General features: G+C 69.0%; 9 protein-coding genes. 4 read left to right on the top strand and 5 right to left on the bottom strand.

Annotated elements, in window-relative coordinates; translation table 11 throughout:
• Nucleotides 1–357: 357 nt before the first annotated feature.
• The 3 genes from IEV93_RS02880 to IEV93_RS02870 form a co-directional block, all read right to left on the bottom strand.
• Nucleotides 358–3,819 carry a (Fe-S)-binding protein gene (locus IEV93_RS02880; RefSeq protein WP_188486758.1) on the bottom strand — a complete coding sequence of 1,154 codons (3,462 nt, stop codon included), beginning with the start codon at nt 3,817–3,819 and terminating at the stop codon, nt 358–360.
• A 128-nt stretch (nt 3,820–3,947) separates the two neighbouring features.
• Nucleotides 3,948–5,231 carry an acyltransferase gene (locus IEV93_RS02875; RefSeq protein WP_188486755.1) on the bottom strand — a complete coding sequence of 428 codons (1,284 nt, stop codon included), beginning with the start codon at nt 5,229–5,231 and terminating at the stop codon, nt 3,948–3,950.
• Between the two features lie 160 nt (nt 5,232–5,391).
• Entirely contained in the window at nt 5,392–6,354 is a 963-nt protein-coding gene (locus IEV93_RS02870) for an alpha/beta hydrolase family protein (protein ID WP_188486753.1), read from the bottom strand.
• Between the two features lie 243 nt (nt 6,355–6,597).
• On the opposite strand from IEV93_RS02870, the gene dnaK reads away from it, so the two are divergent.
• From dnaK to IEV93_RS02850, 4 genes are all read left to right on the top strand, one after another.
• Complete coding sequence (dnaK, locus tag IEV93_RS02865; protein WP_188486751.1) at nt 6,598–8,454, top strand: molecular chaperone DnaK; 1,857 nt, start codon at nt 6,598–6,600, stop codon at nt 8,452–8,454.
• Entirely contained in the window at nt 8,451–9,056 is a 606-nt protein-coding gene (gene grpE, locus IEV93_RS02860) for a nucleotide exchange factor GrpE (RefSeq protein WP_188486749.1), read from the top strand. Before dnaK ends, grpE begins: the two co-directional genes overlap by 4 nt.
• Before the next feature lie 138 nt (nt 9,057–9,194).
• The gene (gene dnaJ / locus IEV93_RS02855; RefSeq protein WP_188486747.1) at nt 9,195–10,403 is read left to right on the top strand and encodes a molecular chaperone DnaJ; all 1,209 of its coding nucleotides are present in this window, start codon (nt 9,195–9,197) and stop codon (nt 10,401–10,403) included.
• Nucleotides 10,388–10,786, top strand: a complete 399-nt coding sequence (locus IEV93_RS02850; RefSeq protein WP_188486744.1) for a heat shock protein transcriptional repressor HspR — start codon at nt 10,388–10,390, stop codon at nt 10,784–10,786. Before dnaJ ends, IEV93_RS02850 begins: the two co-directional genes overlap by 16 nt.
• A gap of 295 nt (nt 10,787–11,081) precedes the next feature.
• Here the strand turns inward: IEV93_RS02850 and IEV93_RS02845 are convergent, their stop codons facing one another.
• On the bottom strand, nt 11,082–13,562 hold the full coding sequence (locus tag IEV93_RS02845; RefSeq protein WP_188486742.1) for a LuxR C-terminal-related transcriptional regulator: 2,481 nt from the start codon (nt 13,560–13,562) through the stop codon (nt 11,082–11,084).
• Nucleotides 13,552–15,420: an Hsp70 family protein gene (locus tag IEV93_RS02840; protein ID WP_188486740.1), complete on the bottom strand. Its 1,869-nt coding sequence runs from the start codon at nt 15,418–15,420 to the stop codon at nt 13,552–13,554. The genes IEV93_RS02845 and IEV93_RS02840 overlap by 11 nt, the downstream gene beginning before the upstream one ends.
• Nucleotides 15,421–15,516: the final 96 nt, after the last annotated feature.

Here is a 15,516-nt window from a genome sequence, read left to right as displayed (position 1 = left end):
TGAATCACGACGCCTGATGCCGCACCGGAAGAAATGTCGACCGAGACCATGACGTGACATTCATCATGCCACGACGCGTGTCGAAGAATGCGTGGTGTCGAGCGCTCAGGGGACTGTGTCGGTGAGCGGTCCGGATTCGGAACCCGACCTCACAGGAAGCGTGTGCGCTGCGTGAACTGCCGTGGATCGGTCCTTCTACGACAATCGCCGCCGATTCACGGGGAATTCGGCGGCGATTGTTCGTTTACATTGTGTGGGCGATTATCGATCGCGTAGTCGACACATTTGTCTTTGTGTGCGGTCACAACGAATCAACTGTGACTCACGCCGACCGCAATCGATGTGCATCGCTCTCGATTACGACCCCGGTCGCTTCTTTCCCGCGGCGATCCCGAAACCGGCGGACTTCGATGTCCCCGTCTCGGTGATGACCCGCGCCTGCGTGTCGGAGTCGTCGCTCCCATCGGTGTCGGCCTTCTCCACCGCACCGTTGGACTCGGCTGCACCGTTGGACTCGGCTGCACCGTTGGGCTCGGCCGCACCGTTCGACTGGGCCGACCCGTTCGCTTCGGCCGTCCCGTTCGCCTCTGACGTCGCCGCGGACGGCTCGGACTTCGACGGTGACTCGGCCGAACCGTTGCTCTCGGGCTCGCCCGGGGTGCTCGCGGCCGGCTTCGCCGGTGCCTTGGCCGCCTGACCCGGACGCCTACCCGCGCCCATCCCGAAGCCCTTCGCCTTCGCCTCGGGAGCAGGAGCAGACGGGGTCTCCGGCGCGGCGGATGCCTGCGCCTGCGCCGGCTCCGCGGCCGTGGCCTCGGTGGCCGATTCCTCGTCGGCGGCCGGCTCGGCGGGAGCCGGTGCCTGAGCGGCCTCGGCCGGCTTCGACGGCGCCTTCGCGGCCTGGCCCGGACGCTTCGCACCGCCCATGCCGAAGCCCTTGGCCTTCGGCTCCGCAGCGGGTGCCGCTGTCTCCGTCGAAGCCTCCGCCGGTGCCTGCGTGGACGCCTCGGTTGACGATGCTTCCGCGGGTGCCTCGGACTTCTCGGCGGCCGGCGCCGATGCCTTGGCGGCCTGGCCCGGGCGCTTCATACCGCCGCCCATGCCGAAGCCCTTCGACTTCGGCTCCGCAGCAGGTGCCGCGGTCTGCGCGGACGTCTCGGTTGACGATGCTTCCGCGGGTGCTTCGGACTTCTCGGCGGCGGGTGCCGATGCCTTGGCGGCCTGGCCGGGGCGCTTCATGCCGCCGCCCATGCCGAAGCCCTTCGACTTCGCCGCGGTGGCCGCGGACTTGGCCTCGACGGCCTCCGCGGAGTTCGACGACGCGGGCTCCGCCTTCGACTCGGCGGTCGAATCCTTGGCCGGCGCAGCCGCGGTGGCCTTCGCGGCCTGGCCGGGCCGCTTCATGCCGCCGCCCATGCCGAGCCCGACCTTCGGCTTCGCCGTGGTCTCGGTCCCGGTTGCCTCGGCTGCGGCCTCGGCGGGAGCCGACGACTTCGTGGTCTCGGTGACCTGCTCTGCCTTGACGTCGGTGTCGTCGAGAGTTGCGGTGCCGACCGTGGTCGGGCCCAGGAATCGTCCGCCACGCTTGATCTCGGCGGCCCCCCGGGTCACCGACTCGAGCAGCAGCTGGGCCACGTCGACGACCTCGACCTTGTTCTCGAGGTCGGTGCCGCTGGTCTTGGCGGTGGTGCCGTCACTGAGCATCACCTTGCAGAACGGGCAGCCGGTCGCGATCTTCTGGGGCTGCTCGCCGGAGTCGTCGAGGGTGCTCAACGCCTCGTCGACGCGGTCGAGGTTGATCCGCTTGCCGATGGACTCCTCCATCCACATCCGGGCGCCACCGGCGCCACAGCACATGGACCGCTCGCCGTGACGCGGCATCTCTCGCAACGCCGATCCCGACGCGGACATCAGCTCGCGCGGCTCCTCGTAGACCTTGTTGTGGCGGCCGAGGAAGCAGGGGTCGTGGTAGGTCACGTTCTCCGAGACCGGGGCGACCGGGATGAGTCGCTTGTCGCGGACGAGGCGGTTGAGCAGCTGCGTGTGGTGGACGACCTCGTACTCGCCGCCGACCTGCGGGTACTCGTTGCCGAGCGCGTTGAAGCAGTGGGCGCAGGTGACGACGATCTTCTTGCGTTGCTGCGGCGCGGTGGCGAAGAGCTCACCGAGGGTGTCGATGTTCTGCTGCGCCAGCATCTGGAACAGGAACTCGTTGCCCGAGCGGCGAGCCGAGTCGCCGGTGCAGGTCTCGCCCTCACCGAGGACGAGGAAGTTCACCGCGGCGATGTCGAGGAGTTCGGCGACGGCCTTGGTGGTCTTCTTCGCGCGGTCTTCGTAGGCGCCGGCACAACCGACCCAGAAGAGGTATTCGAAGCCCTCGAAGGTGTCGACGTCCTGGCCGTAGACCGGGATGTCGATGTCGATCTCGTTGATCCAGTTGGTGCGGTCCTTGGAGTTCTGGCCCCAGGGATTGCCCTTGTTCTCGAGATTCTTGAACAGGCCGGCGAGCTCGGACGGGAAGTCCGACTCGATGAGGACCTGGTAGCGGCGCATGTCGATGATGTGGTCGACGTGCTCGATGTCGACGGGGCACTGCTCGACGCATGCGCCGCAGTTGGTGCAGCTCCACAGGGTGTCGGCGTCGATGATGCCGCCGCCGGTGGCGCCCTCGCTCGGGCCGACCAACGGGCGGGCGGCCTCGGCACGCGCGGCGGCCGGGATCTTGTCCAGCGCGGCCTGATCGACATTGCCCTCGGCGTCGACGAGTCCGACCTCGTCGCCCGCGGCGTCGGTGCGGCCGCCGGCGAGCAGGTACGGAGCCTTTGCGTATCCGTGGTCACGCAACGACATGATCAGCAGCTTGGGAGACAGCGGCTTGCCGGTGTTCCACGCGGGGCACTGGCTCTGGCACCGACCACACTCGGTGCAGGTGGTGAAGTCGAGCCAGCCCTTCCAGCTGAAGTCCTCGATCTTGCCCGCGCCGAACGCGTCGACGTCGGGATCGGCCTCCTCCATGACGAGGACCTCGCCGTTCGACATCATCGGCTTGGCGGCGCCCAGGGCGACCTTCGAGCCGAGCTCGCGCTTGAAGTAGATGTTGAAGAACGCGGCGAAGCGGTGCCATGCGACACCCCAGGTGATGCGGCGTCCGACGACGGCCAGCCACACCATGCCCGAGAGCAGCTTGATGGCCGCGAAGATCGACACCAGCAGCGGGCTCTCCGGCAGGATGTGCGCGACCTGCATGGTGAAGAAGTCCGAGCCGACGTGGCCGTCACCGTAGGTCGCGATCTTGCCTGCCTTGACGAAGATCATGCCCAGGCCCTCGAGCAGGACGACGATCTCGACGAAGTACGCGGCGAAGAACCCGGAACCGGCGAAGCGCGACAGACGCTCCGGACGCCGCGGGTGGTTGAGCTGACGGATGATGATCAGCGTCACGATGCCGACGACGGTGCCGATACCCAGCAGCTCGTCGAGCAGATGCCACACGAAGGTGTCGCCGAAGATCGGCCAGTGGAACTCGGGGTCGAAGGTCTGTCCGTACGCCTCGAACCACAGCAGTGAGCCGACGACGAAGCCCATCATGACGAGCCAGTGCGCCCAGCCGACGGTCCGGAACTTGACCATCCGGGTGTGGGCGACGAACTCGATCATCATCTGCTTGAAGCGCGGGATGACCGGGGTGAGTCGGGTGGTGTCGCGCTGTCCCTGGGCGATCGTGCGGAGCATTTTCCACACGCCGGAGAAGAACAGGGCCCAGCAGCCGAGACTGATGAGGGCGGCGATCGTGCCGATGGTGATGGTGGTGGTGCTCAAGGCGGTGGTGCCTTTCTATCCGGGGCGAACGACAGCCGACGCCCAGGTGTCCTTACCTAGACGGTAAGGCCTGGACGCGGGTGCTCGCATGGAAGGTAGACCTAAGTCGCCACCTGGGGTGATGTTGGTTACCCGCGAGTAGGTTCGACCTGCCGGGACGTGTCGGATGTGACGCTCGACCCGGTGGTCCTCTTCGCCCGAACCGGAATTCTCGGACGCCCGGTGAGATACAGCGCGAACGGTGCCCGCCGGAGGCCCTCGGCGATCACGAGGGTGATCGACACGGTGAGCAGATAGACGACGATCGTGGCCCACGGAGCGCCCAGATGCTGCTCGAACCAGCCCTGGGTCTCGGGGGAGTTCAGACGCGGCAGGATGAGCAGCTGCAGGACGAAGACGTGCGCCAGGAAGATCGCGAACGACCGGTTCGACGCGTAGGCGACGACCTTGTTGAACCGCGGCGTGCGGTCGCGGCGGTCCGACCACCGCAGCGCCGTCGCGTACAGCGCGACGATGGCCATGAATATGAACGGCTGCAGCGTGGGGTTGAGCGCGAACCCGGCCAACGCGGGCGGTTGGCCGTCGGCGAGACGCTCGGAGAAGGTGACGTACGCGAAGACCCCGCCGGCGATCACGCCGGCCAGGATCCACCAGCCCCGTCCGCGCAACCACTCGTCGACCCGGTCTCGATGCACTGCGGCAACCGCACCGAGGAACACGAAGAACTGGTACGGCAGGAACGTCGAGTAGGCGTGCCACCAGTTCTCGTACAACCAGCTGCCCTGCGGCGCGCTGAGGTGGTTGAGCGTGTAGAGGACGGCGAGCTGGATGATCAGACTCGCGACCAGCAGCGTGACGTGGTGGTTGCGTGTCTTCCGGACGATCCACAGGATCACCGGGAACAGCAGATAGAACTGGATGATCACGAAGATGAAGTACAGCTGGAAACCGGCTGTGCCCCATATCAAACCGTTGCGCAGCTGCTCGAACCAGAAGCCCATCTCCGACCAGCCGCCGTTGGCCACCACCGAGTAACCCCAGTAGACGACCGACCAGATCAGGTAGGGGATCACCACGAGCTTGAGGCGACGCGGCCAGAACTGGGTGGCCCTGAAGTCCGTCTTGTCGTAGTTGCCGAACATCAGCACGAACCCGGTGAGGAAGAAGAAGGCGTTGCGGGTGAAGTGACCCCACATGCCCAGGGCGTTGGCCAGCACGCTGGTGTCGGAGTTGTTCGTGTTGGACAACACGTGGCAGAAGATCACCAGCAGGAAGGTGCTACCGCGGACGAAGTCCAGCTGATGCAGATGGCCTCGCCGGGTCGTGGCCGGCGCTGACGTGGAGACACCGGTGGCCGATGAGGTGGCGAGCGACGTCGTCGTCGGACTGCTCGCGCCGGTCGCGGTCAGCATCGGGGCGACGGTACCAGCCCCCGTCGTCGACCCCCAGCGCTGTGACCTGGACCACTGGCCCGGGGCGTGCGACGACGACATGCGTCCAGCATCGCGTGCGTTCCTGTGAGGAACCTGTCGGTGCGCTGTCATCGCGCGCGGGAGACGGCGGTCGGCTGGGTCAGGCCGAGGGACGGGTCGACGCCGCGATCATGTCGATGATCTGCAGGAACACCGCTGATCGCGGCGACACCAGCGCGGAGTGGGACTGCCCCCGCAGCAGGACGAGGCGAGCCTTCCCGCCTGCACGTTGCACGGCCGCGACGAACGACATCGACTGGGACGGGGAGACCACGCGGTCGGCCGTGCCGTGCACGGCGGTGACGGGCACGGTCGGGTCGATGTTCTCGATCGGATCCACCGCCCGATAGCGGTCGGGAACCTGCGCGGGCGTGCCGCCGAGGATTCGGGTGACCCGGGTGTCACCGGTGTCCGCGGCCCGCTCGAGGTTCAACGGACCGGCCAGAGAGATGATCCGAGTGGGCTTCCATCGAGACCCCGGGTCGCCGAATTCGCGCGGGGTGGCGGGGTTGCGGGTGCCCGCCCACACCGCGAGCTGCGCGCCCGCGGAGTGCCCGACCAGGGTGGAGTCGGAGGTGTCGATCTCGGGGTTAAGTCGATCCAGCGTTGGCACGTAGTCGACGGCGGCGGCCACGTCGCGAAACGTGGTCGGCCATCCACCGCCGGAGCCGATGCGGCGGTACTCGATGTTGTAGGCGGCCACGCCCTGGGCGGCCAGCGCCCGCGCGATGGGTTCCATGTACGTCTTCCCGTACCGCGCCGTCCATCCGCCGCCGTGGATCAACACCACCAGCGGGACGCTGTTGTCTGCGTGGTTGCCCGCCGGGAGGTACAGATCGCCGTAATCCTGACGTGGATCGCCTGTCCCGATGGGGAGGTAGGGGTATCTGTGCACGCTGATCTCGCGCGTCTCGGGCGTGACCGACGTCGGGGTGGACGTGGCCTTCGCCCCGTCACCCGGCTGGGTCACCTGCCGTACCCCCACGGCGACGCCGGCCGCGACGATGAGCACCAGCACCGCCGTGACCAGCGCGATCGTGCGACGGGACAGTCTGCGAGTCATCGCCGCCGACTATATCCGCGCGGGGCGCGGGGTGCCCGGGAGGAAGTCCGCGGCCGAGCGGGAACAGATCGGCGGGGTCGCGAGTTGAACACCTCGAGAACCTTGAGCGTGCTCCACTCAATTGATTTGACGGGATGAACTTCCTCGCGTAGTAGTTGAGTGGACTCCACTGAGGTTCGAGAAGTCAGTGGTCTGGCCAGCCAAACATCCGGCCGGCGTCGCATACGTAGGAGGTAAGAAGATATGGCTCGTGCTGTCGGTATCGACCTCGGCACCACCAACTCGGTGGTCGCCGTCCTCGAGGGTGGAGAACCCACCGTCATCGCCAACGCCGAGGGATCGCGCACGACCCCGTCGGTCGTCGCATTCGCCCGTAACGGCGAGGTCCTGGTCGGCCAGCCCGCCAAGAACCAGGCGGTCACCAACGTCGATCGCACCATCCGCTCGGTCAAGCGCCACATGGGCGAGGGCGAGTGGTCGCAGAAGATCGACGACAAGGACTACACCCCGCAGGAGATCAGCGCCCGCACGCTGATGAAGCTCAAGCGTGACGCGGAGAGCTACCTCGGCGACGAGGTGACCGAGGCCGTCATCACCGTCCCCGCATACTTCAACGACTCCCAGCGCCAGGCGACCAAGGAAGCCGGCCAGATCGCCGGCCTCAACGTCCTGCGCATCGTCAACGAGCCCACCGCGGCCGCCCTCGCGTACGGCCTCGACAAGGGCCAGTCCGAGCAGACCATCCTGGTCTTCGACCTCGGTGGCGGGACGTTCGACGTCTCGCTGCTCGAGATCGGTGACGGCGTCGTCGAGGTCCGTGCGACCTCCGGTGACAACCTGCTCGGCGGCGACGACTGGGACCAGCGTGTCGTCGACTGGCTCGTCGAGAAGTTCAAGGCGCAGAACGGCATCGACCTGACCAAGGACAAGATGGCGCTGCAGCGTCTGCGTGAGGCGGCCGAGAAGGCGAAGATCGAACTGTCGTCCGGTCAGAGCACCTCGATCAACCTGCCCTATATCACCGTGGACTCCGAGAAGAACCCGTTGTTCCTCGACGAGCAGCTCTCGCGCAGCGAGTTCCAGAAGATCACCTCGGATCTACTCGAGCGCACCCGTGCGCCGTTCCAGGCCGTGATCAAGGACGCGGGCGTCGCGGTCGGCGACATCGACCACGTCGTGCTCGTCGGTGGTTCCACCCGTATGCCCGCGGTCAGCGAGCTGGTCAAGGAGCTCACCGGTGGACAGGAGCCCAACAAGGGCGTCAACCCCGACGAGGTCGTCGCCGTGGGTGCCGCACTGCAGGCCGGTGTGCTGCGCGGTGAGGTGAAAGACGTTCTGCTGCTCGATGTCACGCCCCTGAGCCTCGGTATCGAGACCAAGGGTGGCGTCATGCACAAGCTGATCGAGCGCAACACCACCATCCCGACCAAGCGGTCCGAGACCTACACCACGGCCGAGGACTCGCAGCCGTCGGTGCAGATCCAGGTGTATCAGGGTGAGCGTGAGATCGCGTCGCACAACAAGCTGCTCGGCTCGTTCGAGCTGGCCGGCATCGCGCCTGCGCCGCAGGGTGTCCCGCAGATCGAGGTGACCTTCGACATCGACGCCAACGGCATCGTGCACGTCACCGCGAAGGACAAGGGCACCGGCAAGGAGAACACCATCCGGATCCAGGACGGCTCGGGCCTCTCGAAGGACGAGATCGACCGCATGATCAAGGATGCCGAGGCGCACGCCGACGAGGATCGCAAGCGCAAGGAAGAGGCCGAGACCCGCAACCAGGCGGAGTCGTTGGTGAACCAGACCGAGAAGTTCCTTAAGGAGAGCGAGGACAAGGTCCCCGCCGACGCGAAGGAGAAGGTCGAAGCGGCCATCGCCGGAGCCAACGAGGCACTCAAGGGCACCGATCTCGCCGCGATCAAGTCCGCGGTCGAGACCCTGTCCACCGAGTCGCAGGCCCTGGGACAGGCGATCTACGCGAACTCCGCGGCCGAGGCCGGCGCCGACGGTGCACCCGGTTCGTCTGACGGGGCCGACGACGTCGTCGACGCCGAGGTCGTGGACGAGCCCACCGACACCGATGCCGGTGAGAAGAAGTGACGGCTGACCAGCCGGGTACACCGCAGGAGGAGCCGGGCGATCCGGTCGACCTCGGGGAGGTGAACCCGGAGGACGTGTCCGCAGCGGCGGAGGCGGCGGCGAACGCCGAACCCGCAGAGGCGGGAGAGGCCGACGGTGCCGCCGCGACCGAGCTCACGCCGGAGGAGGCGCAATCGGCCAAGGAGGCGGAGTTGCTCGCCGACCTGCAGCGACTGCAGGCCGAGTACGCCAACTACCGGCGGCGTGCCGACCGCGAGCGTCAGGGTGCGGTCGAGACCGGAAAGGCGACGCTGATCAGCTCGCTGCTCCCGGTGCTCGACGACCTCGACCGCGCTCGTGCGCACGGCGATCTCGACTCCGGCCCGCTCAAGGGCGTGGCCGACAAGATCGTCGACACGCTGAAGTCGCAGGGGCTCAACACCTTCGGTGCCCAGGGTGATGCGTTCGACCCCGCACTGCACGAGGCCGTGCAGCACGACGGGGACGGTGCGAACCCGGTCATCGGCGATGTGTACCGGCAGGGCTACCGCCTCGGCGAACGGCTGCTGCGGACCGCGATGGTCACCGTGACCGACGCGGCCGATGCGGACGCCGGCGCCTAGGCCCGGCGACCCACCAGGCGGACGCCGCACATCGTCGACGCGAACTGCGACAATGGTTCGTGTCGGCGATGTGCGGTCCGTCGGTAGGGCGAATTCGACTTCGATGACGATGTTTCTCACGTGAGGAGGTGACGCCTGATGGCTCCCCAACGCGAATGGCTCGAACAGGACTTCTACAAGGACCTCGGCGTCGCTTCCGACGCCTCGGCCGACGAGATCAAGAAGGCGTATCGCAAGCTGGCGCGGGAACTGCATCCCGACGCCAACCCCGGTGACGCCGCGGCCGAAGAACGTTTCAAGCGGGTGTCGGAGGCGCACAGCGTGCTGTCCGACACCGCCAAGCGCAAGGAGTACGACGAGACGCGGAGCATGTTCGCGGGCGGTCGTTTCCGAGGCGGCGGCAACGGCGCGGGCGGGGGTTTCCCCTACGGATCGAGTCCCGGTGGATACACCACCGGACGTGGTCCGGCGGGTGGTCAGCAGTTCGACGTCGGCGACCTGTTCGGCAACGGCGGTGGCGCTGCGGACGCAGGTAACTTCGGTGACCTGTTCGGCGGCCTGTTCAACCGCGCCCCGCGCGGAGGGTCACGCCCCAAGCGCGGCAACGACCTCGAGACCGAGACGACACTGGGCTTCCGGGACGCCGCGCTCGGCACGACGGTGTCGCTCTCGCTGACGAGCCCTGCTCCCTGCACCACCTGCCACGGCAGCGGTGCCAAGCCGGGGACCAGCCCCAAGGTGTGCTCGACCTGTAACGGCGCCGGTGTCGTGAGCCGCAACCAGGGCGCGTTCGGGTTCAGCGAGCCGTGCGCCGACTGCCAGGGCACCGGGTCGCGGATCGACGATCCCTGCCCCGACTGCTCGGGCAACGGTGTCACCGTGCGCACCCGCACCATCAACGTGCGCATCCCGGTGGGAGTCGAGGACGGACAACGCATTCGACTCGCCGGTCAGGGTGAGGCCGGGTTGCGCGGCGCGCCGTCGGGAGACCTGTACGTGGTCGTCCACGTCCGCACGGACTCGGTGTTCACGCGCGTCGGCAACGACCTGAAGGTCGAGTTGCCGGTCAGCTTCGGCGAACTCGTGCTCGGCGCGACGGTGTCGGTGCCGACACTCGACGGCAACGTCGGTGTCAAGATCCCGCCGAACACCTCCGACGGCCGGACCCTGCGGGTTCGTGGACGCGGCGTGACGAAGCGGTCCGGTGGATCCGGCGACCTGCTGGTCACGGTGAAGGTGTCGGTGCCGTCGAAGCTCGACGAGACCGCGACCGAGAAGTTGCGTGAGTACGCAGAAGCCGAGCGCGCCAGCGGGTTCGCTCCCCGGGCCGGATGGGGCGGTGCGTGATGGAGGGTCGCGAGGAGATGTTCATGATCTCGGTCGCGGCCGAGCTCGCGGGCATGCACGCACAGACGCTGCGCACCTATGACCGGCTCGGGCTGGTCAGCCCGCAGCGTGCCGCAGGCGGCGGCCGACGCTACTCGTCCCGCGATGTCGAGCTGCTGCGCGAGGTGCAGCGGCTGTCGCAGGACGAGGGCGTCAACCTCGAGGGCATCAAGCGCATCATCGACCTGACCAATCACGTCGACGCGCTCGCCCAGCGGGTGCGTGAACTCGAGAACGAGTTGGTCGCCGAGCGTTCCGCCCGTGGTCGGCGTGGAACCGAGTTGGTGCCTGTGCCCCGCACGAGTGCGCTGGTGGTGTGGCAACCGCGCCGCAAGCGCTCCTGACCCGCCAGTTGGGCACGTGAACCCGCCAGTTGGGCACGTGAACCCGCCAGTTGGGCACGTGAACCCGTCGAGTGGGCGGCTGCGGACCGTGAGTGGGCGGCTGCGGACACTGCTCAGGCGTTGGTCGCCCACTCGACGTCCGTATCTGCCCAACCAACGGCCGTAGCCGGCCACTCGGCGTCCGTAAGTGCCCAACCAACGTCCGTAAGTGCCCAACTGGTGGTCTTACGTGCTCAACCGACGTCCGTAAGTGCCCAACTGGTGGCTTTACGTGCCCAACTGGCGGGTGGGGCGGCTAGCTCGCGCCGGATCCGTAGCCTGCGGCGCGCAACGCCGACATCAGCTCCGAGCGCGAACCGACGCCCAGTCGGCGGCGGATACGGGCCACGTGATGTTCGACCGTCTTGGCCGAGATGTACAGTGCCGCACCGATCTCGCGGTAGGTCAGTCCCAGGACGAGCTGTTCGGCGACCTCGGCCTCGCGGTCGGACAAAGCCGACTGCGTACCGACATCGCCGGCACCCACCGGAGCGGTGGTCGCGGTCGGACCGATCGTGCGAGCGGTCTGCAACAACGCGGTTGCCGATCGGGTGTCGCCGATGCGCAGCGCTCCCTCGGCGGCGAGTCGCGCGCCGTCGAACGCGTGCCCGACCCGTTGCAGGCTTCGCGCCGCGACGTCGATGTCGGCCGCGACGACCGGTGTCGGCGCGTCGTCGCCCTGCAGGACCTTCAACCACACCCGACCCGCCTGCGCGAGAACGGCTGCGTACGAGCTGGCTTCGGAGGCGTCCCCCAGGGCGCGGGCGTGCGGGACGAGCGTCGCGGGATCGTCGGAGAGGATCGCGGCCTGCACGCCGTACCAGTGCCAGGCCGCCGACCACACCGGCGGATCGCCGAGGTCGGTGAGCAGCCGGCCGGCGTCGGCGGCCAGGTGCGCCACCCGCGCGACGTCGCCGCACCGGATCGCGGCCAACCACAACTCGCCGAGCGGGAGCAGTGCGAAGAGGTCGACCTCGGCCTCGGCGACGACCGCCTGGGCGTCGCGCCACGCATTGCTCAGGGCCCCCGAGTCGCCTCGGCGACGGGCGATACCGACCGCGAGCGCGTGGCGCAGGAGTAGATCCCGATGTGACCGGGCGGTCGTCGCGGTGGCGACGGCGGTGGCGTCGGCGAGGTCGCCGGCCATCATGGCGGTCCACGCGCGCAGCAGATCCAGGCGCACCACGTACCCCTGGCCGGTCTCGTGGACGCGGTTGAGCACCGCCTGGGCCCCACCGAGATCTCCGCCGTGCAGGTTCAGCAGGACCGCCAGCGCGGCGGCCGATTCCGGTTCCACCACCGACACCCGGCGCAGCGACATCGACCGGAGAACGGGGCCGAGTGCCGGTGCCGGATCGGCGCCCAGCGAGGCCGCCAACCCGTCGGCGAGCAGACCGGACGAGGCGTTGTCGGCGGTCGGGGGTGCGCTGTGCGACGCCTCGGCGAACGCAGCCGCTCCCTCGCGGTCCCCGGAGGCGATCAGCGCGATGGCGCCGATGGCGGCGTCGGCACCGGCACGGTCGGGACCGAGCCAGCGGAACAGTTGCGCGGCACGGGTGTACGTCCCACGCCGTGACGCGACCGCGGCGGCGATGCGGACACCGGTACGGACGGTGTCGGTCGATTCGGAGGCGAGGGCCGCGTCGGCGATCCGGGACGCGACGTCGAGGTCATCGGCCTCCAATGCGGCCTGGGCCAGGGCGACATCGGTGGTGGCGGGATCGGCACCGGCGGTGCGTGCCGCCGACCACAGAGTGACCGCGCGGTGTCCGGCGGCGGCCCGCGCGAAGTCGCACAGGGCCTGCGCGAGAGCCGGATCGACCATGCCCTCGTCGGCCGCGGCGATGGCGCGGTCGGCGTCGAGGGACCGGTTGGCGATCAGGACCCGGACGAGTTCGGCACGGGTGGAACCGATCTGGTGCGCACCGACCACAGCTACCAGGGAGGCGTCCGCTCCCGGCAGGAAGTGGTCGGAGTCGCCGAGGAAACCCGATCCGCGTGCGCGGTCGATCGCGTCGACCGCGCCGGTCCGCGAGACCGCCGCGGTCTGTGCGACCGTGTCGGGGTCGGGTGACGAACCTGCGGCGGCGATGGTCAACACCGCCAACGCATCCCGATCCAACCGACGGAGCTGACGGTGTTGCCAGGCGGAGATCGCGGTGGCGGCGACGGTGTCCAGGGTGCGTCCGTCGGTGCCCTGACCCTGGATCTCGACGGCGTGCAGCGCGGCGTCGACGGCTGCGCGGTTCCCGCCGGTGGCGCGGGCGATGGCCGCGGCCGGCCCGGCGAGCAGATGGCGGCCGGACCGTTCGACCACCCCGGCGGCCGAGATGGGGCGCAGGAGGACCATCCGTCCGCGTGATCGCAGGGCGGCGCTCAGATCCGCGATCGCCTCGCGGTGATCGCGAGGTTCGCCCGCGACCACGACGGTGAGGTCGGTGCGCACGGCCAGCGTGGCGAGGTGGGCCAGGGTGGCGTCGTCTCGGTCCTGGACGTCGTCGACGAGGACGGCACATCCGGGTTCGGGGTCGACGGGCACGTCATGGGCCACCGATACGCCGAGGCGCCGCAACACATCCGACAACGCGGTGAGGACGGCGCTCTTCCCGCTGCCCGCGACACCGACGACGAATGCGCACAGCGGTCGCCCGGCGCTCGACTCGACGTCGAGCAGCAGTGACTGTGCGTCCGGCATACCGGCGAGCGCACCCGTGGGCGAGGAGAGGTCAGTTGCCACCGAGGATCCCGCCGACGGTGTCGCCGACCCCGCCCAGGATGTTCCCGGGAACCTGCGCGGCACGGCCAGGGATGTTCGGGAGGTTCGGGATGGTGGGGAGAGTCGGGAAGTTCGGACGACCCGGGGTCTCCGGGGGCGCGTTGCCGCCGGTGTCACCACCGGTGCCGGTGTCGCCACCGCCGGTGTTCCCACCGCCGGTGCTGCCACCTCCGGTGCCGCCGGTGTTGCCGGTGCCCGTGTTGCCGCCCCCGGTGTTCCCGCCGGTTCCGCCGCCGGTCGAGCCGTTGGACCCGGACCCGGTGCCGCCGTTGTTCTGTGCGCCCGAACCCGACCCCGAGCCCGAACCTCCACCGGCGCCGGGGGAGCCGGTGGCATTCCCGCCGGTGCCGCCGGTCCCTGCGTTCGGTGCGACCGAGGTGCCGCGGTCCGTGGCGCCCGGGGTGGCCGCCGATGACGGGGTGCGTCCGGCGCTCGCCGATGGGGCGCCTGTGGTCGCCGGTGCCGACTGCGTCGGGGTCGCCGCGGGGGCCTCGTCGCCCGAGAGCGCCGTACCGACCGAGAGTCCGCCCGCGGTGAGCAACGCGATGGCGACCGCGACTCCGCCGATGATGGCGAGGCGCTTGTTGCGACCCATGGGGATCTTCTCGACCACGGTCGTGCGGGGGGCCGGCTCGACCGCGCGGGTCTGCGCGGGTACGAGATCGGCCTCGCGTGCGGCGGCGAGATCGGCCACCGCGGCCGCGGCGTTGGCCGGCATCGAGTCGAGAGCGGCTGCAGCCGAATCGATCTCACCGGCCAGGATGGCGGCACCGAACGCCGAGGTGGTCACGGGGTCGGCGTCGACGATCACGGGGACCCGCAGCATCGACGACATCATCTCGGTGACCAGCGGAACCGCCGATCCGCCACCGGTGAGGACGATCGCGGTGACATCGCTGAGGCTGTGCCCGGTGCCGGCGACGGTCTCGCGCAGCAGGGTGAGCGACGTCGCGATCGGCTCGTGCAGGAGATCCTCGACCTCGGAGCGCACCAGACGCGTCTCGGTCCGCAGATCGGGCAGCTCTACCGACACCGTCGTGTCGGTGTCCGACGACAGCGCCTCCTTGGCCGCGGTGCAACGCCCTCGCAGTGTCGCGAGAGCCTCGACGGTGTCGGGTGCGAACGGGTCGAGGTCGTCGAGCGCCGAGACCGACTCGAGGACGTGGGTGAGGATCAACTGGTCGAACGCATCGCCGCTGATGTCCTCACTGCGGACGGGGCGGCCGATGATCTGCGACGCGTCACCGGTGCGGACCACGGCGATGTCGAGGGCGGACCCGCCGAGGTCGTAGACCACGACGAGGTCGGTGTCGGTGGCCGGTGCCGCGGCATGGGATCCGCCCGAGCGGGGGACGCCGCCGGAGGCGAGTCCCTCGGGGCGCGTGGCCTCGGCCGCGGCGACGGCGGCGATGGCCTCGGGGACGAACGTGACGTCGGACAGGCCCTGGGTCTCGGCGGCGGCCCGCAACGCGTCGACGGTGTACGCCTGCCACCCGTTCGGGCATGCGACGACGACGCTGGACGCATCGGAACCGCTCTCGCGGGCCAGGCAGGCCAGCGCGGTCGCGTACAGCTCCTCGCCGCTGAACCGACGGCCGTCGTCGGCGACGAGGGCGACCGGATCACCCACGCGCTGGGTGAAACCGGCGAGGTCAGACGACGCCGTCGACACACCGCCGGCCGCGGTGAGCACGGGTGCACGACCGGGAACGAGCTCCAGGGCCGTCTGCCGGACCAGCGCGTCGTAGGTGCCCGATCGGGTCGTGGAGACCGCCACCGAGGCGGAACTACCGATCTTCAAACCGAGGCCAGAGGCCATGGGGTCGACTCCTCTATGTACGACGCGGGCGTGCGAAGGCCCATTCACGTGACTTCATTCCATTGTCGATATCAAACCTTGTTCTGTTACCGCACG

It is taken from the genome of Williamsia phyllosphaerae, from assembly GCF_014635305.1.
Taxonomy (GTDB): Bacteria; Actinomycetota; Actinomycetes; order Mycobacteriales; family Mycobacteriaceae; genus Williamsia_A; species Williamsia_A phyllosphaerae.
The sequence above is the reverse complement of the archived record's forward strand: the minus strand, read 5'-3'. Positions and strand labels throughout refer to the sequence as shown.

Bases quoted from the DNA above. Each gene is read 5' to 3' on its own strand.
- IEV93_RS02875 (WP_188486755.1), bottom strand. From the start codon at position 5,231: ATGCTGACCGCGACCGGCGCGAGCAGTCCGACGACGACGTCGCTCGCC.
- IEV93_RS02870 (WP_188486753.1), bottom strand. From the start codon at position 6,354: ATGACTCGCAGACTGTCCCGTCGCACGATCGCGCTGGTCACGGCGGTG.
- dnaK (WP_188486751.1), top strand. From the start codon at position 6,598: ATGGCTCGTGCTGTCGGTATCGACCTCGGCACCACCAACTCGGTGGTC.
- dnaJ (WP_188486747.1), top strand. From the start codon at position 9,195: ATGGCTCCCCAACGCGAATGGCTCGAACAGGACTTCTACAAGGACCTC.
- IEV93_RS02850 (WP_188486744.1), top strand. From the start codon at position 10,388: ATGGGGCGGTGCGTGATGGAGGGTCGCGAGGAGATGTTCATGATCTCG.
- IEV93_RS02840 (WP_188486740.1), bottom strand. From the start codon at position 15,420: ATGGCCTCTGGCCTCGGTTTGAAGATCGGTAGTTCCGCCTCGGTGGCG.